Origin of the sequence: Novipirellula aureliae (assembly GCF_007860185.1) — a bacterium.
Classification (GTDB): Bacteria; Planctomycetota; Planctomycetia; order Pirellulales; family Pirellulaceae; genus Novipirellula_A; species Novipirellula_A aureliae.
In genome coordinates this window covers 254859-274619 of sequence record NZ_SJPY01000007.1, presented here as the reverse complement: position 1 = coordinate 274619, position 19761 = coordinate 254859, and the positions used below count along the sequence as shown (strand labels likewise).

15 protein-coding genes and 1 tRNA gene are annotated in these 19761 nt (G+C 52.5%); 14 read left to right on the top strand and 2 right to left on the bottom strand.

Annotation, left to right across the window (positions count from 1 at the left end):
• Positions 1–101 precede the first annotated feature (101 nt).
• Both ilvA and Q31b_RS28525 read left to right on the top strand, forming a co-directional pair.
• The gene (gene ilvA, locus Q31b_RS21075) at positions 102–1622 is read left to right on the top strand and encodes a threonine ammonia-lyase, biosynthetic (RefSeq protein WP_146601636.1); all 1521 of its coding nucleotides are present in this window, start codon (positions 102–104) and stop codon (positions 1620–1622) included.
• A gap of 425 nt (positions 1623–2047) precedes the next feature.
• A complete protein-coding gene (locus Q31b_RS28525; RefSeq protein WP_197171982.1) occupies positions 2048–2197 on the top strand; it encodes a hypothetical protein in 150 nt (49 codons plus the stop codon).
• 1042 nt (positions 2198–3239) lie between these two features.
• Here Q31b_RS28525 and Q31b_RS21070 read toward each other — a convergent pair.
• Positions 3240–4001 carry a TVP38/TMEM64 family protein gene (locus Q31b_RS21070; protein ID WP_231617736.1) on the bottom strand — a complete coding sequence of 254 codons (762 nt, stop codon included), beginning with the start codon at positions 3999–4001 and terminating at the stop codon, positions 3240–3242.
• Positions 4002–4250: 249 nt separating this feature from the next.
• Complete coding sequence (locus Q31b_RS21065) at positions 4251–5999, bottom strand: SpoIIE family protein phosphatase (RefSeq protein ID WP_146601635.1); 1749 nt, start codon at positions 5997–5999, stop codon at positions 4251–4253.
• 220 nt (positions 6000–6219) lie between these two features.
• Between Q31b_RS21065 and Q31b_RS21060 the strand changes: the two genes are divergently transcribed.
• From Q31b_RS21060 to Q31b_RS21005, 12 genes are all read left to right on the top strand, one after another.
• Positions 6220–6291 (top strand) — tRNA-Gln (locus Q31b_RS21060).
• Between the two features lie 37 nt (positions 6292–6328).
• Positions 6329–6979, top strand: a complete 651-nt coding sequence (cmk, locus tag Q31b_RS21055; RefSeq protein WP_146601634.1) for a (d)CMP kinase — start codon at positions 6329–6331, stop codon at positions 6977–6979.
• Between the two features lie 611 nt (positions 6980–7590).
• Complete coding sequence (locus Q31b_RS21050; protein WP_146601633.1) at positions 7591–8760, top strand: hypothetical protein; 1170 nt, start codon at positions 7591–7593, stop codon at positions 8758–8760.
• A gap of 8 nt (positions 8761–8768) precedes the next feature.
• The gene (locus Q31b_RS21045) at positions 8769–9641 is read left to right on the top strand and encodes a mechanosensitive ion channel family protein (RefSeq protein ID WP_146601632.1); all 873 of its coding nucleotides are present in this window, start codon (positions 8769–8771) and stop codon (positions 9639–9641) included.
• Positions 9642–10066: 425 nt separating this feature from the next.
• Positions 10067–11035, top strand: a complete 969-nt coding sequence (locus tag Q31b_RS21040) for an NAD-dependent epimerase/dehydratase family protein (protein WP_146601631.1) — start codon at positions 10067–10069, stop codon at positions 11033–11035.
• Positions 11036–12050: 1015 nt separating this feature from the next.
• Entirely contained in the window at positions 12051–13064 is a 1014-nt protein-coding gene (gene pseB, locus Q31b_RS21035) for a UDP-N-acetylglucosamine 4,6-dehydratase (inverting) (RefSeq protein WP_146601630.1), read from the top strand.
• Between the two features lie 111 nt (positions 13065–13175).
• The gene (pseC, locus tag Q31b_RS21030; RefSeq protein WP_197171980.1) at positions 13176–14393 is read left to right on the top strand and encodes a UDP-4-amino-4,6-dideoxy-N-acetyl-beta-L-altrosamine transaminase; all 1218 of its coding nucleotides are present in this window, start codon (positions 13176–13178) and stop codon (positions 14391–14393) included.
• Positions 14386–15024, top strand: coding sequence for a pseudaminic acid biosynthesis-associated methylase (locus Q31b_RS21025; protein ID WP_146601629.1), 639 nt, complete (start codon positions 14386–14388; stop codon positions 15022–15024). Before pseC ends, Q31b_RS21025 begins: the two co-directional genes overlap by 8 nt.
• The gene (pseF, locus tag Q31b_RS21020) at positions 15021–15719 is read left to right on the top strand and encodes a pseudaminic acid cytidylyltransferase (RefSeq protein ID WP_146601628.1); all 699 of its coding nucleotides are present in this window, start codon (positions 15021–15023) and stop codon (positions 15717–15719) included. The genes Q31b_RS21025 and pseF overlap by 4 nt, the downstream gene beginning before the upstream one ends.
• The gene (gene pseG, locus Q31b_RS21015) at positions 15716–17218 is read left to right on the top strand and encodes a UDP-2,4-diacetamido-2,4,6-trideoxy-beta-L-altropyranose hydrolase (protein WP_146601627.1); all 1503 of its coding nucleotides are present in this window, start codon (positions 15716–15718) and stop codon (positions 17216–17218) included. Before pseF ends, pseG begins: the two co-directional genes overlap by 4 nt.
• Complete coding sequence (gene pseI, locus Q31b_RS21010) at positions 17211–18251, top strand: pseudaminic acid synthase (protein WP_146601626.1); 1041 nt, start codon at positions 17211–17213, stop codon at positions 18249–18251. Before pseG ends, pseI begins: the two co-directional genes overlap by 8 nt.
• 168 nt (positions 18252–18419) lie before the next feature.
• Entirely contained in the window at positions 18420–19235 is an 816-nt protein-coding gene (locus Q31b_RS21005) for a class I SAM-dependent methyltransferase (protein ID WP_197171978.1), read from the top strand.
• Positions 19236–19761: the final 526 nt, after the last annotated feature.

Here is a 19761-nt window from a genome sequence, read left to right as displayed (position 1 = left end):
GGAGCCTTCAATCACGCCCTTTTCAGGGCAACGGAATTAATAACACCACGAACTCTTCGTTGGGGAAGAGTGAATCACGTTCTAACGGCAAACAATTCAAAATGGACAAACGGTTGCTCGACTACTTGCAGAGAATTCTCAACGCCCGCGTTTACGATGTGGCAATCGAAACGCCGCTCGAGATTGCCGAGAAACTTTCGGGCCGATTGGAAAATCGAGTTTGGCTCAAACGGGAAGATACCCAGCCGGTCCACAGTTTTAAGCTGCGTGGTGCCTACAATAAAATGGTTCACCTCTCCCCCTCGGAGTTAGCTCGAGGCGTCATTTGTGCATCAGCTGGAAACCACGCACAAGGCGTTGCCCTCAGCGCCCGACACCTCGGTTGCCAAGCGGTCGTGGTGATGCCTGTCACGACACCAGAGCTTAAATCGGATGCTGTGCGGGCTTTGGGAGGCCAAGTGGTTCTGTACGGAGACAGTTATTCCGATGCGTATGAACATGCTTTAACGTTACAAAAGCAAAGTGATTTCGTGTTTGTCCATCCGTTTGATGATCCCGACGTGATTGCCGGCCAGGGCACCGTTGGAATGGAAATTCTTCGGCAACACCAACATCCAATCCATGCCGTGTTTGTCGCCATTGGTGGCGGGGGACTGATATCGGGAGTCGCTGCCTACATCAAAGCGGTTCGTCCCGAGATCAAAGTGGTCGGGGTCCAGATGATCGATTCTGACGCGATGCTGCAAGCGGTCCGAGCGGGTAACCCCGTCCCGTTATCCGACGTGGGACTGTTTTCCGATGGCACGGCCGTGAAACGCGTCAGCGACGAAACGTTTCGATTGACCCAGGAGTTGGTCGACGATTTTGTCACGGTCGATACCGATGCCGTTTGCGCAGCGATCAAAGATGCATTCGAAGATACCCGCAGCATCTTGGAGCCCGCCGGTGCGATGGGGATCGCGGGAATGAAGCAGTACGTCAGTCAGCATCACTTGCGTGGAGAAGAGCTGGTCGCGATTACTTGCGGTGCGAATATGAATTTCGATCGGCTTCGCTTCGTGGCCGAGAGAGCCGAGGTGGGAGACCAACGTGAAGCTTTGTTTGCGGTGACGATCCCAGAAACGCGAGGCAGTTTTAAACGTTTATGCGAAACGATTGGCGGACGAAATGTGACCGAGTTTAGCTACCGCATCTCGGATCATCGTGAAGCTCAAGTGCTTGTCGGACTTGCGATCGCCGATCGCGGCGAAGCGGCGACGATTCGCGACGCGTTGGCTCAACAGCGTTTTGCTGCTTTGGATTTGGTGGATGATGATTTGTCGAAAGAGCATCTTCGGTACATGGTCGGCGGCCGTAGCCCTCGATCCGAAAATGAACGGCTCTATCGCTTCGAATTTCCTGAACGTCCAGGAGCTTTGATGCGGTTTCTGTCCCGTATGCATCCCGATTGGAATATCAGCCTGTTCCACTATCGCAATCAAGGTGCCGACTATGGACGCATTTTGGTCGGTATCCAAGTGCCCAATGATGACTTGCCTGTGTTCGACAACTTTCTCGCGTCACTTGGCTACCCCTATGTCGATGAAACCGAGAACCCTGTGTACCATCTTTTCTTGCGTTGATATAGAAACCGTTTAAGCATCGGGTTTAGGATTCCACGATGGGGACAACACGGTAATACCAACGACCAAAGACTCGATCCTACTCGGAGAGAGTTTGGTGAAAATTTGCGCCTTGATGGCTCAACGGTCGTGTCATAACGTCGGTCAAAAACAGATGCCATTCTTCGCTCCATTGAAAACGGTTTCTCCATTGAAAAGAGGCTCCGCCGAAAGAATCCGTGGTTTGATTCATCCATCTCAAGTACCGAAGGGTAGGATTTTCAGGCACCTCAGGGCAAAAAGAATGTTTCGGTGCATCGGCAATCGGACGGTTAAAAATAAACCTCAACAAAACAAGACGTTCTTTCCTCCCTGACCCGTTGTCCCTAAGTAAGTTGTTCCTCAGAGCCAGCCCGGAATGGCGTGTACTGAAGGAATTCTGAAACGTGAAAGATCCTTCCGTCGAGCTTGTCTCGGCGGAGGAAACAAGTGGCGGCTACAAACCGCACGACCGAAAGAAATTCGCCCCACCCCCACGAATCGCCTCCGGCGATTCGTGGGGGTGGGGCGAGCGTGGAATTTTGCGTTCATGGTAGCTGCCACCTGTTGCTCCGCCCGGATAAGCCGGACGGAAGCAGGAAAAAACACCCCTGTGAAACTCACTCCGTTTTTCTTCCGTCCACGCCATTCGAGCTAGGCCGGATGATTCATGGGCTTGGAAATTGTTTTGCTAACGTCTACGCCTTCAAGCGTTTACGTTCATTGCTCGAAAAACAGTCTGCGTATTAGCCGTTTTGGCGTTAGCGGGCTGTCGATTTAATCGTTTAACGCTTAGCCGAAGGCGTCAGCTTTTCTGTAAGCGGTCGCCTATGGCTTGGCGTTAAACAATAAGTCGAGTCAAACCGATTAAATCAGCAGGCCGCTATCGCCAAAACGGCTAATGAATAATCCGGGCTAGCCCGGAAGCCGAAACATCCTTGCCGGTGGCGTGATCCCTCCGATCTGTGGATAGTTGCACCATCGCCCCCCAGGCCGGAGGCCGAAACATCCTTGCCGGTGGTGTGAGCCCTCCGATCTGTGGATAGTTGCACCATCGCCCCCCAGGCCGGAGGCCGAAACATCCACTGCCGGTGACGTGATCCCTCCGATCTGTGGATAGTTGCACCATCGCCCCCCAGGCCGGAGGCCGAAACATCCTTGCCGGTGGTGTGAGCCACCGGAATGGATGGCAACCGAACCGCTAGCCCGGAGGGCGACACATTACGATCGATGTATCGGCCTCCGTCGGCGAGCAAAGAGGCCGAAGGAGGAGGAGGAGTCCAATATCGCGTATCGTCGCCGCCGTCCTTTTGGCGAAACACCGTTCCCGGTCATCAAGGTGATATTCGATCTGCCTCGTGGCAATGGGTATCGCGACTGCCATGCCCCAAAAAACTTCCGCAACTTCCTTTTCACCCACAAATTCTTCTGAAGAGCCTTAAAAAGAAGTTCGATCCCCGTAAAGCAACCGCAGGGGAAAAGCGATGAGAGCGATATGCAATCCGCCATCACCTCGAAAGTCTTGGTGACTTTCGCTACCTCCGCATCCGAATCGACGTTGCTCCGATAGTCTAGGTTCGAGTGTTAATACCATGACATTCAGAAGATCGTGTCATCTTGTTTGCTTTTCTCCGTATCAAGCTCATCAACTTGATCGTTTAGTTTACGACTTGCCAGACGAGTGATATAGACGGTCACGATGACGGTGGCCACTAACCCAATCGCCAACATCGCCCACTCAGCACTGGAACGCTCGCGATCGGCCCCGAGAGCTGCACCGGAAACATGGCCGATGTAGACATACAAGAAGGTACCCGGCAGCATCGCAATCCAACTCGTCACCACGTAGGGCCAAAAGCGAATGGACGTCAAGCCGTACAAGTAGTTTTGTAGGTTGAAGGGAATAGCGGGGGACAATCGCAACAGACCCACGATCTTCCATCCACCTTCGGCGATCGCTCGATCCATTGCATCAAAGCGGCGGCTGCCTGTTGCCATTGCCGCGACCTTTTCTCGGGCAGCATAGCGAGCAATCAAGAAGGTCAACGAAGCACCGATCGTCGACCCCAGCGAAACCACAGCAAAACCGATCCAAAGGCCGAAGGTCGCACCAGCAACCAACGTCAATATCGTGCCGGGGACGAACAAGATCGTCGCAAGGATGTAGAGCAGCACCAATACGAATGGCCCCCAAAAACCTAGGCCAGCGATCCACGTTTTTACCGACGACATCGCTTGGTCAATCGGTAGTAGGCGTACCGCAACAAGCAAGCAGATGACGATCGAAACGATGATCGCCCACCGAAAGACGGGTGCCTTTTGCCTTGTCTTGGAGTCGGCAGGTTGGGAATCGGCGTTCAAAGTGGTCCCAGGCTAATGCTTGGTAAGGGAGTAAGGATAAAGTTTGCCGTAGTGGATCTTGTCAAAGATCCCTCATGGGAAAGGATCTTTGACAAGATCCACTACCCGAAAGCGTTTTATTCACTCTTTCGGTGAAGCCAGGGAGGGTCGCAAAGCGAGCCGTTGGCAAACGATCCGGCGAGGGTGAAGTGGACCGGCAATCCTCCATTGGATGTGTAGGTGGTTGCGTTAGCGGACCTGCGGTTCCGATCAAGCATCGATTGTATCGTTCGCGATTGATTTGCGGGACGGTTCAACGACCGGATCGACTTTGGCGACTCGTTCAAGAACCACCAAGCACATGTCATCGAAGGGCGGTGTGGGACCGATATGCTTCAAGACGGCAGAGACAATTTTGTCTTTCATCTCTTCTGCGGTTCCGCCCTCGGCAGCAATTTCACGCATCCGCTCCATCCCGAACTCCTGATCCGCCGCGTTCATCGCTTCGTTGATACCGTCGGTATACATGATCGCGACATCGCCCAAATTCATTGGGATTTCGACGGCTTCATACGTCATTCCATCATCGATAGCGATCGGTAGACCGGACTCCTCTTCGCCAGGTTCGCAAATCGAACCGCACTTGGCTATGCGGACGATGGGCGGCATATGTCCGGCATTGACGATCGTCACCTTATCACTTTTGGGATCGACGACCATGAGTAGGAAGGTGATAAAGCGTTCGACTTGCAACCCGCTCATCCGGTCGTTTAGTCGTTCGATGGCGCGAGCAACGTTGTCATCGCTAGCCAAACAAAACCGTGTTTCCGCTGACAATTTTGCCATGAACATTGCTGCGGCCACTCCATGGCCGACGACATCGGCAACGACAATTCCGACACGTCCATCGGCCAAATGGATGTAGTCGAAATAGTCACCCCCGATATGATTGGCTGCCTTGTAGAAGCTGACGACATGGTAGCCAGGCGCGTCAGGAGGCGATTGCGGTAGAAAGGCTGCTTGCACTTCGGTTGCCAGCTTCAGGTCTTGTTCGACTTCACGTTGGATCAATGCTTGTTCATAGAGCCGGGCGTTATTGATCACGATGCCCGCTTGCGCGGCCACCCCGCGAAGCAAGTCGGCATCCTCGTCGCGAAATTGGCCGCGGCCTCGAAGTGAATCGATTTGTAACGCCCCGAATGCGTTGCCCTCTCCATCGATTAGCGGAGCACAAATCATCGATTTGATCGAAAAATCGGCGATCGATTGGCTGCTGTCAAAACGTACGTCCTCGGATGCGTCGAGTGACAAGACCGGTTCGCCCGTACTCATTACCTCACGAATAATCGTACGGCTAATTCGTACCGTTTCCGTCTCGTCACGGGTGTGTCGGGTCTTCACCCAACGCGTGGTCAAATTGCCTTTAGCGTCCTCCATGACCACGAAGCCACGATCGGCAGCGGGGAAAATGTCGAAAAGACTGGTGAGTACATTGGGGAGAACCTCGTCGAGCCCGAGCGAATTGCTGAGGTTGGTGTTGATCCTCATCAACGCCTCAAGTTTCGCTTCGGGCGTTGCCGACAACTTCAAACCATCGCCGCTACTCTTGAATTCGACTTTCGATGCGTTCAACCGATCGGTCTTCTCGTCTTCGACCATCAGAATGCCAAAGTTGGCACCATCGAACGTCATCTGGTTCTGGTCCTGAGCAAATTCGGGGATCTCTTCATGGTGAAAGATCAGATCGACCTCGCTGATGCGAATACGGTCACCTTCGCGCAGAAGTTCTGGTTTGGAGAGCAATTGGCCGTTTAGAAAGGTGCCGTTTCGGCTGCCAGAATCCTCGACAAGAAAATCATTCCCGCGGCGAACGATTTTCGCGTGATATCGGCTGACGGCCCCCGCGTCGACCAAAACGTGGCATTCGGGATGCCGACCGATCGACGTTTCACCGTCTTGCAGTTCGAAACGCTCGGCAATTCCGTCAGTTCCTAAAGAACTGTTCGACAAGTAAGCCATCAGAAATTGAACCTTCTACGGAAGTGGTACGGAGTCGTTATTCGCGTCGGAACGTCGATTTTACGATGGGGTAGCGAGCCGATATTCTAAGTCTGGAAAGGGAAATCAACAACGAGACACCAAACCCGAAAAATCGTTACGCCTTGCCATCTTGACGTCACGCCAAAAAACAATCTAAATAGTGTTCTCCGTCATGGAATCGATTTCCAGTCGGCGACACTGCCCCATAGTGTAATTGGCAACACGACAGATTCTGACTCTGTTATTTTAGGTTCAAGTCCTAATGGGGCAGCCTTCTGCTCCCCTCTGTACAAATTTAGAGACTGCGCGTGATTGTAGCAATTGATGGTCCCGCTGGCGCTGGCAAGAGCAGCATCGCGCGTCAAACCGCTGATGCGATGGGTTTTGAGTTCCTCGATACCGGCGCCCTCTATCGCGCGGCGACTTTAGCCGTAATCCGTGCTCAAATCGATTTTCAGGATGTGGAGGCGATGGTTAACTTGACCAGCGGTTTGCGGATCGATTGGGATGGTACGCGTGTTCTGTTGGATGGTGAGGATGTTTCGAATGAAATTCGTTCGCCAACCGTGACCGATGCGATCCGTTACCTAGCCGACCAACCGCTCATTCGCAAGCAGTTGTCCGCATTGCAGCGTCGAATTGCCGATGGACGCAATGTCGTCACCGAAGGACGCGATCAAGGAGCCGAGGTCTTTCCCGAAGCCGAATGCAAGATTTTTTTAACCGCCTCCCCCGAAGAACGAGCAAGGCGACGCTGCGAGCAATTACGGAAAGATGGCCGGCACTTGACCCATGCCGAAGTGCTCGCCGCCCAGAATAAGCGGGACCGCGAGGATCAAACGCGAGAAGTGGGACGATTGAGAGCGGCTGACGATGCCATCGTACTCGATACCGATGGAATGACGCCCGGCGAAGTTCTCGAGGTCGTCCTCACAACCGTTCGCGAAAAGAAAACATAGTGGGCGAGGTTGCGAGTTCCATCCTGGGGTGCTCAAAGGGTGCTCAAAGGGTGCTCAAAATTCGGGTTGGATCCTGTAGCGGTGAGCATCGTTTTTGTTCCACAGCTACCCCTTTGCCAATTTAGAATTCGGTAGCTGACACTTGTTGCTCCGCCCGGACGAGCCGGACGGAAGCAGGAAAATCATATGGTAGCTGACACTTGTTGCTCCGCCCGGACGAGCCGGACGGAAGCAGGAAAATCATATGGTAGCTGCCACTTGTTGCTCCGCCCGGACGAGCCGTACGGAAGCAGGAAAATCACCCACTGCGAAAGTCACTGCGTTTTTCTTAAGTCCACGCCCTTCGAGGTAAGCTTTGCTGAGGAGCAACTTGCTGAGGGATAACGGGCTGAGGGCGGGAAGAATGTCTCGCTTGGCCTCGATAAAACGGCTTGTTTTGCCGAGGTTTATTTTTGAACGTCCGATTGCCGATGCACCGAAAACATCCTTTTTGCCCTGCGATGCTTGAAAAACCGACCGTGTTCTGTACTTGGGATTGATGAATCAACCCACGGATTCTTCGGTAGAGCCCAATCCTGAGGACTCGTAGCCTCGTCCACTACCAGCAACGAATGAAACCCCAGTCCGACCACCCGCCGACCTTCAACACGCTGGGCAATTACAAATGGCCATCCGTGCCAGCCGATGAATCGCTCAAGAAATTTAGTTGGAAGATTTGGAGGCGTTATCGTCGTCAGCGACAAGATCCGTTCATCTCGGACGAATCCTTGCGATCGGCCAATCGTCGAAAGCTCGATTCGATCGCAGTGCCGCCGTTGTGTGGGACGATCTTGGAAGAAATGCAAGCCACATTTGCCGATTGGATTGCCGATCCTGCTCCTGCGCGTTGGTTGCATTTGGTGGTGCTGCCTCCTTGCGAACCGAACGACTTGGTGCGAACGTGGGCTCGGCAACACGGGCATCGCATCCTCGAACCGCCGAGTCGAGACGTGCTGACCGACCCTCGCGCAGAGCTCACTTATCACTGCGATAGCGACGATGCTGTGTTGGTGGTTCCTCGTTTGGAGCGATGGTTTCTGCGCCACTACGATGGGCTGCATCATGTGCGGAATTTTTTAAGCAAGGCGGCCGAGGCTGAACGACATTGTGTGATCGGTTGTAATTCATGGGCTTGGGCGTTTTTGAATAAGGCGATTGGAGCGGGGGGGCTCTTGCCAGCGGGATTGACATTCGCTGCCTTCGACGCCGATCGCCTGAGAGTTTGGTTTGAACAGCTCGCGACGCATGCTGATTATAAAGATCGTACGTTTCGCTTTTCGACCAGCGGCAATGAAGTCTTTCCATCGGATCTGGCAAGCAAAGAGACGGGAGAGTTCTTTCAAAAGCTGGCAGCGACCAGTCTAGGGATCCCCTGGATCGCATGGCACCTGTGGCGGCGCCGTCTGCGATTCGGGCCTGACGATGAGCAACAGAACGCTCCCTCCGAAAAGTTCCCGGACGAAACGACGATTTGGGTTGCCGCTTTGGAGGAAATGAAATTGCCAAGCTGCGACGTCGACGCGTCGTTATTGACGCTGCACACGCTATTGATTCACGACGGTCTGACGGCAAGCGAGTTGGATGTGGCGACCCCCAGTGTGGATGCGTCGAACGTCTTGCCATCGCTGATGGCAGCGGGCTTTGTGCGAAGAGAGGGGGACCAGTATTTTTGCGCTGCGGCGGCTTATCCGGCGATCCGCGACGCATTGCAGGACTCCGGATTTCCGCTGGATCAACTCTAGGAAACGACATGCAGAACAAGTCTGGACTTCCCGCCGCTGCCGTCATTGCGGATCCTTCCCCAAATGGTTCCGATCGGGCGAAAGAGGAAGCGGTAAAACTTATCAATGACTTGCAAGACATCAGCTTCGTCGAAATCGGTTTGGTCGTCTTAACGGCTTGGCTGGTGATCCATTTGACTCGCAAACTGTTGCCGTTGTTGGCCGAGCGTGGGCCAAGTCAGTTTCGGTTGTATCTCTTGAACACCGTGCCGATCGTCCGGTTGCTGGCGTTGACGTTCGCGATCCTGTGGGTCATCCCGATTGTTTTCAACGTCACATTTGAAAACTTCTTGGTGATCGCAGGAGGTGCCAGCGTCGCGATCGGGTTCGCGTTTAAGGACTACGTCAGTGCTCTGATCGCGGGGATTATCGCCGTCATCGAGCGGCCGTACCGGCCCGGTGATTGGGTCGAGATCGATGGTGACTATGGCGAAGTGACCGGCGTCGGAATGCGTTCGCTGACGCTGCGGACCGCATCCGATGATTTAATCACCGTCCCGCACACTCGAATTTGGGATCAGAATATCTCGAATTCCAATAACGGGAAACGGACATTGATGTGCGTCACCGATTTCTACGTCGCGTCGAAACAAGATCACGCAGCGATTCGCAGTCTCCTTCGCGACGTGGCAATGACGAGCGGCTATCTGCAATACGAAATGCCAGTCCTGGTGATGCTCAGCAACGAACCGTGGGGAACACACTACAAAGTAAAAGCGTACCCGTTTGATCTACGTGATCAATTCGCCTTCATCAGTGACGTAACCGTTCGCGGAAAAGAGGCGTTATCGAAACACGGCATTGAAGAAATCACGGTGCCGCTCTGCTCTTCGAGCGGCTAACGCAATGGGCGTCCGCTCCTCGAGCGAAGGGCGTCGAACGGCATGTATTTCAGCAGCCTCGCTGCCCGATCCAGCCTTCTGTCGAGCTCGTCTCGGCGAGCCCAACGGCCCTCAATCCCTCAAGCCCCAAGCCCTCAAGCCCTCAAGCCCTCAAGCCCTCAAGCCCTCAAGCCCTCAAGCCCTCAAGCCCTCAAACCTCAAACCTCAAACCTCAAACCTCAAGACTCAAGACTCAAGACTCAAGACTCAAGACTCAGACCCTCGGCAAATTATGCATTCCGATCGGAGCGCAGAGTGATGATGTCGTAGCGGATAAAGGGTGGCTTGTTCAGAAATGGCAAATTTGACTAACATGTAGCTGAACCGTTTTGCACCGACATCACGACCATAGGCTAGCCGCCCACACTTTTACCCCGAAATATCTCATGATCTACCTTGTCACTGGCGTTGCCGGATTTATTGCCAATCGTGTTGCTGCGGAGCTTCTCGATGCGGGGCATCAGGTGGTCGGAATCGACAACCTGAACGACTACTACGACGTCCGGCTCAAGCAGCATCGACTCGAGAAGCTTGACGATCCAAATTTTACATTCGTAAAAGGTGATATCGAAGACCCGTCCACGCTTGAGCCTCTTTTTGACCAGCATGCATTCGACGCGGTATTGAACTTGGCAGCCCGAGCGGGGGTGCGGTACAGCATGGCCAATCCGCACGTCTACATGACGACCAACGCGATGGGATCGTTGAACTTGCTCGAGCAAATGCGGCGAACGAACGTCAAAAAGTATGTCCTGGCATCCACCTCATCGCTTTACGCCGGTCAACCGATGCCATTCTTGGAAACGTTACCGGTCAACACGCCGATTTCGCCGTATGCCGCCAGCAAGAAGTCGGCCGAGGCGATGGCCTATGCCTACCATCATCTGTACGATATCGACATATCGGTTTGTCGCTATTTCACCGTCTACGGCCCCGCAGGCCGGCCTGACATGTGCATCTTTCGGTTTATCAAATGGATCGACGAAGAGACACCGATTGAACTGTTTGGCGATGGCGAACAATCGCGTGACTTTACTCACGTCGACGATATCGCTCGCGGTACGGTCGCCGCACTCAAACCGGTTGGCTACGAAGTCTTCAACTTGGGCGGAGGAGGTGAACCGGTATCACTCAATACCGTCATCGCTTCGCTGGAACAAAGTCTCGGTAAAAAAGCGAGGCTGGTCCACAAGACGTTTCACAAAGCCGACATCGTCACCACGCAAGCGAACATCGAGAAAGCTAAAACGCAACTCGGTTGGCACCCAAGCGTGACGCTCGAAGACGGGCTGCAGCAATGCGTTGATTGGCATCTCGAAAACAAGCCATGGTCGAGCAGTCTCGTTCTGCCGTGATGCGGCATCGCAGCATTTTCACGCTGCTCGGTTGTCCGAGCGAAGGGCGTCTACCGAATGGCTCATCCATGGGCTAGATTATGTGCCTTATCGATCGATTGACTATCTAGCTAAGACTTGTCAAACGCCGAATGCAAACCAGAATATCGGGGAGGTTCTTATGGGGCTCGGGGCAACTCATCTCCTGTCACCCAAGTGGACGAAGTCTGCGCCGACGGAAGCCCCATCGCGAGAGTCGCCAAGCCCTTCGCCCGCTCATAAATCCCTCATAAATCCCCGCTCAACAAAGTGAACACTAGCAAAACGGTTCTCTCCCAAGCATTGGAACGCCCTGATCGGTAAAGCCGATCAACCACGAAGTCACCGAAAAACTCCAGTGATCACTGACAACTGACAAATGACCATTCGTGTCGATTCGTGAGATTCGTGGCAATACCAATCCACGCCTAAATCAGCCACAAAGGAAGGGTCCATTGTCCGACGCGGAGATTGGCTTGATGCAGTCCGCCTAGTCCTCGTCAACGATTTTGGCCACGAATCGTACGTTTACTTTTCAACGACTTTTCAACGACGAAATCATCCGCGTCTGTCACCCAGGTGGAGATCTTTCGTGGCTGTGGCTTCCAGCCGCAGCTTCCAGCCGCAGCTTCCAGCCGCAGCTTCCAGCCGCAGCTTTCAGCCGCAGCTTCCAGCCGCAGCTTTCTGGGGCAAGATGCCCCAGCCACTCTTTTGTCAAGCCTGAAATCAAGATGCAACGCAGCACCCACGACTCATTTCTCCCCTGGACTTTCGGCCCGTTCAACGCTAATAAAGCTGAACCGCTAAGCGACGCCTGTTTTAGCTGCCAAAAATAACTTCACGTTTTTCTCTACGCAAATTATCTCTACGCAAAACCTCTCAATCATTAGAGACCTTTCCAAACCGAGTCGACACCGGTCACCGCTCAGTTCCCGTCTCAAAAATCAATTGCAGACTCCGACCCTTTCACTGCTTTGGCCCTTCTGATTTCAAAAAAATGCTATCAAATAAATCAATCCTAATCACCGGTGGTACCGGTTCGCTTGGCAAAGAACTGGTAAAGACCATTTTCGACAAGTGGCCTGATGTCGGCCGAGTCGTTATCTACTCGCGCGACGAGCAGAAGCAATTTCAAATGGCGCAGGAGTATCCTGCTGTGAAGTATCCGAGCATTCGCTTTTTCATTGGTGATGTGAGAGACCGAGAAAGATTGCAACGGGCTTTAACTGGAGTTGATTTCATTGTGCATGCGGCGGCGATGAAACATGTGCACATTGCAGAGTACAATCCAGACGAATGTGTGAAGACCAATGTGGGCGGTGCCGAAAATGTGATTGAATCTGCGCTGCAAAGTGGTGTCAGCCGAGTCGTGGCATTGTCAACCGATAAGGCCTGTGCCCCGATCAACCTTTACGGAGCAACGAAACTAACCTCTGATAAACTGTTCATCGCGGCAAACAACATTCGCGGGAAAAAAGACATTCGGTTTTCCGTTGTCCGTTACGGAAACGTCATGGGGTCGAATGGATCGGTAATCCCATTTTTCCTAGAGAAAAAGAAAACGGGTGTGTTACCGATTACCGATTCGACGATGACGCGTTTCAATATCTCACTGCAAGACGGTGTCGCAATGGTTCTTCATGCCCTTGAACATGCTTGGGGTGGCGAGCTATTCGTACCGAAAATACCTTCGTACCGAATCATGGAACTAGCCGAAGCGATCGGTCCTGAGTGCGAACACAAGATAATTGGCATACGGCCGGGCGAAAAAATTCATGAAGAGATGATTACAGCATCTGATTCTTTCACCACCTACGACCTCGGGAAGTACTTTGTTATCCTGCCCCAAACACCAGCTTGGAAAATAAAGGAATTCGTTGACAAATTCGCTGCCAAACGGGTGACGCAAGGATTTAGCTATTCCTCAGGCGACAATCCAGAATTCCTTACCGTTGACCAGATACGACAAGAAATACGTGAACGTCTCGACCCGAATTTCCAGATCGAGTGATTGCCTAAACTTAGATATTTGGGTCGTGGATCTTGTCAAAGATCCTGACACACTGGGGATCTTTAACAAGATCCACTACAAAACACGATCGACCAAACTTTTGTTCCAAAAATGATGATTCCCTACGGCCGTCAATCGATTAGTGAAGCCGATATCGCGGAGGTTTCTAACTCGCTGCGGTCGAATTGGCTGACGACGGGCCCCTTGGTCAATCGGTTCGAGGAAGAGTTTGCGAAACGCGTGGGTGCTAAACATGCCGTGGCGGTTTGTAACGCGACCGCGGCGTTACACTTGGCAATGATGGTTGCAAACATCGGCCCAGGCGATCGTGTTGTCACCAGCCCTAATACCTTTTTGGCATCGGCAAATTGCGCAGCGATGGTGGGAGCGATACCCGACTTTGCCGATATTGATCCTGTTTCCTATAACCTTTGTCCTGAATCGCTTCGAGGAAATTGGCAGGCGGACACAAAAGCTGTCATCGCAGTGCATTATGCGGGTCAAACGGCCGACATGCCAGCGATTGCCGCTGTGGCGAGAGAGCGAGGAGCGATCGTGATCGAGGATGCCTGCCACGGTGTCGGCGGCAGCTTTGAACATGAAGGCAAAAACTGGAAGATCGGTGGCCATCCTTGGGCCGACATGTCGACGTTCAGTTTTCATCCGGTGAAAACGATGACGACCGGTGAAGGCGGGATGCTGGTTACCGATAACGACGATTATGCAACAAAAGCAAGAATGCTGCGGACACACGGGATGGTTCGCCAACCCGATGAGTTCGTCGGAATCGGAGACGACCACTTCGAGGAAAAGGGCCCTTGGTATTATGAGATGCAGGAGCTGGGTTACAACTTCCGCATCACCGATTTTCAGTGTGCACTCGGTTTAAGTCAACTGAAGCGGCTAGATACCTTTTTACAGCGGCGACGCGAAATGGTTTCTCGCTACAATGAAGCCTTTAAGGAAACCGAGTACCTGCAGACTCCCAAACTGCGTAATCCAAACGATCGCGATCTGACCTCGTGGCATCTCTATACTGTCTTAATTGATTTTGCCGCCATCGGTTGCACACGGACCGAGTTCATCAAACGGCTCGTTGAGAAAGGTGTCGGCTCTCAAGTGTTGTACATCCCGGTGCATTTGCAACCGTGGTACCAACGCCAATACGGTTACGCGATATCGAAATGCCCGATCGCCGAAGACTATTATGCGCGTACACTTAGCCTGCCACTGTACCCCGAGATGACGGATCAAGATTGTGAACAGGTGATCGCGGGCATTCGCGACATTCTATCATCCGTCGCCAAAACGAAAGAAAAAAATGAGTAATCAACACACTGACTTTGGCACCCCGCAAGAGGAGTTTTGGGCAGGTTCGTTTGGTGACGAATACATCAATCGAAACACGGAAGAAAAGTTTCTTGCTTCGAACATCGCGTTTTTTTCAAAGATACTATCCAACACGTCAGGCATCAAATCGATCGTTGAATTTGGACCCAATATTGGACTCAACTTGCGTGCCCTGCAAATGCTACTGCCATCGGTTGACATGGCGGGGATTGAGATCAATTCGGAAGCCGCCCGGCAATTAAAATGTAGCCTTCCGAAAGCGGAAATATTCAATGAGAGTATTTTGACCGTCGAGTTACAGAAGCAATTCGATCTTGCGCTTATCAAAGGGGTTCTGATCCACATCAATCCCGATTCGCTTCCTGACGTATACGACAAATTAGCGAACGCTTCCGCAAGGTATGTTGTGATTGCAGAGTATTACAATCCTTCGCCTGTCTCCATTCCCTATCGAGGCCATGACGATCGACTATTCAAACGCAATTTTGCAGGCGAATTCCTTGATCTTCACTCTGAATTTTCGCTAGTCGATTACGGGTTCACATGGCATCGCGATCCCAACTTTCCGCAAGACGATTTGACTTGGTTTCTGCTGGAAAGACGCAAATGAATATAGCAGTCATACCTGCCCGTGGCGGCAGCAAGCGGATCCCGGGTAAGAACATCCGTGAATTCTGCGGTCAACCGATCATCAAATATTCGATTGATGCGGCAAAGCAAACAAAACTCTTTGATCGCATTATCGTCTCGACCGACTGCCCCGAAATTAGCAAAGTGGCTGTTGAAAACGGTGCAGAGGTACCCTTTGTTCGTCCGCCCGAACTATCCGACGATTTCACCCCCACCATTCCCGTTGTACGCCATGCCGTGAATTGGATCTGTCAGAACGATCGGACGGTCCATTATGCCTGTTGCCTCTACGCTACCGCACCGTTTGTCCAGAGCGAAGACATGATTCGAGGCATGCAAAAACTGGAGGCCTCACCTGACGCTTCCTTTGCCTTTTCCGTCACCACGTTTGCCTTTCCGATCTTTCGAGCGTTGCAAGTGCATGACGAACGCGTCTCGATGTTCTGGCCCGAGCATGAGTCAACACGTTCACAGGATCTGCCAGAAGCTTTCCACGATGCGGGACAGTTTTACTGGGGTACAACCGATGCCTGGATGAAAGACACCCAATTGTTCTCGTCCCAATCCATTCCCATCTCGATCCCTCGGTATCGAGTCCAAGATATCGACACGCTCGAGGATTGGCAGCGAGCAGAGAGAATGTACGAAGCAATTGACGAGAGTCAACGTCGATGAGATTGCTAATCCGAGCAGACGCTTCCGCAACCATTGGTGCGGGGCATGTTATGCGCTGTTTAGCGCTCGCCCAGGCTTGGCAAGATGCCGGTGGAGACGTGACGTTTGTGTCGGCAACCCTTTCTGAGTCACTCGGGAAACGAATCGAGAGCGAGGGATTTGAGCTGGTTCGAACTCAGACAATTGCTGGCTCTCCCGACGACTCTCTGCAATTACAGAAGCTTGCCAAAGACCTTGACGTCACCGCGATTGTCATCGATGGCTATCTGTTTGGTGTCGCCTACCATGCCGCCCTGACAAAGCTTGGCCGAACAACGCTTGCAATCGATGATGATGGACACCTTGCCGAGTATTGTACGGACTTCGTGCTGAACCAAAATCTGGGGGCGACGAGCTCGCTTTACGCCGACGTGTCACCCAACACGCGATTGTTGCTTGGAACCCGTTTTGCACTGTTAAGACGTGAGTTTCGCTCCTTCGAGCCTCGTCAAAAGGAGCAACACAACCACAACCGCATTCTTGTGACGCTCGGTGCGGCGGATCCTGACAACGTGCTTGAGACCGTCGTAAATGGATTGAGGCAGTTGTCAGATAGATCGCTCCGATTTCGCGTGCTGACAGGGACCCTAAACGATCGACATGATTCACTCGTCTCACTGGTTTCAGGTGATGCTCGGTTCGAGTTCATCGGTCATGTGGAACAAATGTCTGAAATGTACGCATGGGCGGATTTCGCAATCGCTGCGGGCGGAAGCACCAATTGGGAAATGTGTCGCTATGGGTTGCCGCGAATATTGATCGTGCTTGCCGATAACCAAATAGGTGTGGTTCAAGAACTGTCTCATCAAGGGATCGCGGTGAATCTGGGGTCCACATCGGACGTCCTTCCTGGTAGCGTTAGCGATGCAGTCAGAAGGTTGATCGAAGACCACGAATTTCTTGATCGGGCTAGGAAAAACTCAGAGTTTCTCGTCGATGGACAAGGGGCGACGAGAGTTGTTGATGAACTTCGCCGTGTGAACAGGGAACGAAACGAAATCGACGGTGCAAAGAGTCTCCTGCTTCGTGAGGCGACGCTGAACGATTGGAAACTTCTTTTGGAATGGCGCAATGATATTGAGACTCGGGAGGCGAGTCTGAATCAACACTCGATTTCCGAGTCCGAACACAAAGCGTGGCTCAACAAGTATCTATCGGATCCTGAGAATCACTTATGGATCGCGGAAGTCAATGGTGAACCCGTCGGAACCGTCCGTCTAGACCAAGGTGAGCCAAGAGAATTATCGTGGACCGTGGCCCCCGACGCGAGAGGACAAGGAATTGGTCGTTCGATGGTACAAACCGTACTGCTTACGATGCGTTCTGCCGTTCATGCAATTGCTCGTACGAACAATATTGCATCCTGTCGAATTGCGAGATCGGTTGGGTTCCATGTGACTCGTTCCGATGACGAATGGACGGAGTTCTTTTACGTACCAAAGGCCAACAAGAATGACTAGCGATTGTGTAAAGCATTGGTTTCAAGGAACAAGAACCTATCTCATCGCTGAGCTTTCCGCGAACCACGGTGGTAGTCTGGATCATGCGATGGAATCGATTCGTGCAATGAAAGATTCTGGAGCCGACGCTGTCAAGCTTCAAACCTACACCGCCGACACCCTTACGATCGATTGTGATCGCGACGATTTCAAGGTCGGAACAGGATCGCTTTGGGAGGGACGAACACTTTATGATCTCTACCAAGAAGCACACACACCTTGGGAGTGGCACGAGCCGCTATTCCAGCTTGCAAACGATTTGGGAATGGATTGCTTTTCAACACCGTTCGACAAGACATCGGTTGACTTTCTGGAGACGCTAAATCCGCCAGCCTATAAAATCGCTTCCTTTGAACTGGTCGACCTACCCCTGATTGAGTACGTCGCTTCCAAAGGTCGCCCGGTCATCATGTCAACGGGAATGGGGTCACTCGCAGAGATCCACGACGCGGTCGAGATCGTCAAGAAGGCAGGCGTTCCTTTGGCTCTGCTGAAATGCACTAGCGCCTATCCCGCATTACCCGAATCGATGAATCTCCAAACGATTCCCCATCTAGCCGACGCCTTTGGGGTGCCCGCTGGCTTGTCGGATCATACACTTGGGATCGCAGTTCCTGTTGCAGCCGTGGCGTTGGGAGCGTGCATCATTGAAAAACATTTTACGCTTTCGCGTGAAGCCCCAGGCCCGGATAGTGCCTTCTCACTCGAACCACATGAATTCAAAGCAATGGTCGATGCTGTCCGTGTCACCGAGCAAGCTTTGGGAACGGTCAACTACGAATTGACCGAGAAAGAGCAAGCCAGCAAGGTCTTTCGGCGATCACTGTACGTGGTGAAGGATATTGCCAAGGGTGACATGTTCACGGAAAAGAACGTCCGGAGTATCCGCCCTGGATACGGTTTGCCTCCAAAGAGGCTATCGGAAGTCGTTGGCCGGACTGCGAGGCAAGACATCGCGGCAGGGACCGCTCTCCAGCTAGAGTTGCTGAGCTGACACCATGTTCATCGTAAACGGTGGTGTTAGCAAAACCGTTCCCACACATCAATCATCCGAACATTAACGAAGGTGAAGGAGTACTTTATGCACCCACAAAAATTGCAGCAAGCGTTTCAGGATGGCGAAAACGTTACCTCCATTTTGAAACAAGAGTCGAATTCGGATGTGAATACCCAGGAAATCATAGAAACGGCATATGATCTCCAAGCCGGTAGTTATATTCGCGCGCTTGATGACGAATGGATGATGGCGCACAAAATCGAGTATGGAAAAGCCATAGCGGATCAAATACGAGAATTAACCGATCCAACCAGTATCATCGAAACCGGTGTTGGAGAAGGCACCACGCTTTCATTTGTTTTACAACACCTCAATGCTCCGTCGGTGGATGCCCATGGATTCGACATTTCTTGGTCGCGAATCGCGTGTTGTCGACAATGGATGCAGAAATACTGGAGCGGCAACTGTTTTTTATCCGTTGCGAGCTTGCTTCATTTGCCTTATGCCGATTCATGTTTTGACGTTGTTTACACGTCACACACCATTGAACCCAATGGTGGAAATGAACTCGCGATACTGAAAGAGCTATACCGTGTGACATCGCGCTATCTAATCTTGTTAGAGCCTGGATATGAACTTGCTTCGCCAGAGGCAAGGGAACGAATGGAAAATCACGGCTATTGTACGGGGCTTGTTGAAAAAGCGGCGACGCTAGGCATGTCGGTGATCAAGCACGAACTGTTTGGCCTTTCAGCGAACCCGATGAATCCTACGGCATTGATTGTGATAGAAAAATTCCCCGATGCGCCATCGGCGACACCCCGATTGGCCTGTCCAAATTTTGGTGACTCGCTAGAGGACTACGGCGATGCGTTCTATTCGCCCGGTAGCTTAAGGAGCTATCCCAAAATAGGGGGGATTCCTTGCTTGCGCCGAGAAGATGCTGTAATTGCAAGCGCTTACCAACGCATGATTTTGTGAAGTTGATAATTTAAAGTTGGGATAGGCTGCTTCCTCCCCTCTGCCCCCATTTGAGTCGATTGGTGAGATTCGTGGCCGCCCCCTCCCCCACCCCTTCAGACGCGCGATCCACCCTTAGCCACCCTCCCCCCCTATCTCCCCCCCCCAAAAAAACGCGACAACCATCCCCACAGCCATTCGTGTCGATTGGTGAGATTCGTGGCCGCCCCCCCGCCCCCTTCAGACGCGCGATCCACCCTGAGCCACCCTCTCCCCCTATCTCGCCCCCCCCAAAACGCGACAACCATCCCCGCAGCCATTCGTGTCGATTCGTGAGATTCGTGGCCGCCCCCCCGCCACCCCTGATCCACCCTGAGCCACCCTCTTCCCCCCTTCGTTTGGCAAAACCGTCATCTTCCACCGCTCGATCGGCCAAATCTTCGATTCTGGCATCCGTAAGGCTCGAAACGGCAACCGTTCCAATCAAACTGTCGTCCATAGGCATTCCACCTTCACCCTTTCACAATTCAAGTTTCCCCTGTCACCC

What these genes read in the sequence shown, in the direction of transcription:
- Q31b_RS21065 (WP_146601635.1), bottom strand. Translation starts at nt 5,999, where the DNA reads ATGGCTTACTTGTCGAACAGTTCTTTAGGAACTGACGGAATTGCCGAG.
- pseI (WP_146601626.1), top strand. Translation starts at nt 17,211, where the DNA reads ATGACTAGCGATTGTGTAAAGCATTGGTTTCAAGGAACAAGAACCTAT.
- pseF (WP_146601628.1), top strand. Translation starts at nt 15,021, where the DNA reads ATGAATATAGCAGTCATACCTGCCCGTGGCGGCAGCAAGCGGATCCCG.
- Q31b_RS21045 (WP_146601632.1), top strand. Translation starts at nt 8,769, where the DNA reads ATGCAGAACAAGTCTGGACTTCCCGCCGCTGCCGTCATTGCGGATCCT.
- Q31b_RS21025 (WP_146601629.1), top strand. Translation starts at nt 14,386, where the DNA reads ATGAGTAATCAACACACTGACTTTGGCACCCCGCAAGAGGAGTTTTGG.
- pseC (WP_197171980.1), top strand. Translation starts at nt 13,176, where the DNA reads ATGATGATTCCCTACGGCCGTCAATCGATTAGTGAAGCCGATATCGCG.
- Q31b_RS21050 (WP_146601633.1), top strand. Translation starts at nt 7,591, where the DNA reads ATGAAACCCCAGTCCGACCACCCGCCGACCTTCAACACGCTGGGCAAT.
- pseG (WP_146601627.1), top strand. Translation starts at nt 15,716, where the DNA reads ATGAGATTGCTAATCCGAGCAGACGCTTCCGCAACCATTGGTGCGGGG.
- pseB (WP_146601630.1), top strand. Translation starts at nt 12,051, where the DNA reads ATGCTATCAAATAAATCAATCCTAATCACCGGTGGTACCGGTTCGCTT.
- Q31b_RS21040 (WP_146601631.1), top strand. Translation starts at nt 10,067, where the DNA reads ATGATCTACCTTGTCACTGGCGTTGCCGGATTTATTGCCAATCGTGTT.
- ilvA (WP_146601636.1), top strand. Translation starts at nt 102, where the DNA reads ATGGACAAACGGTTGCTCGACTACTTGCAGAGAATTCTCAACGCCCGC.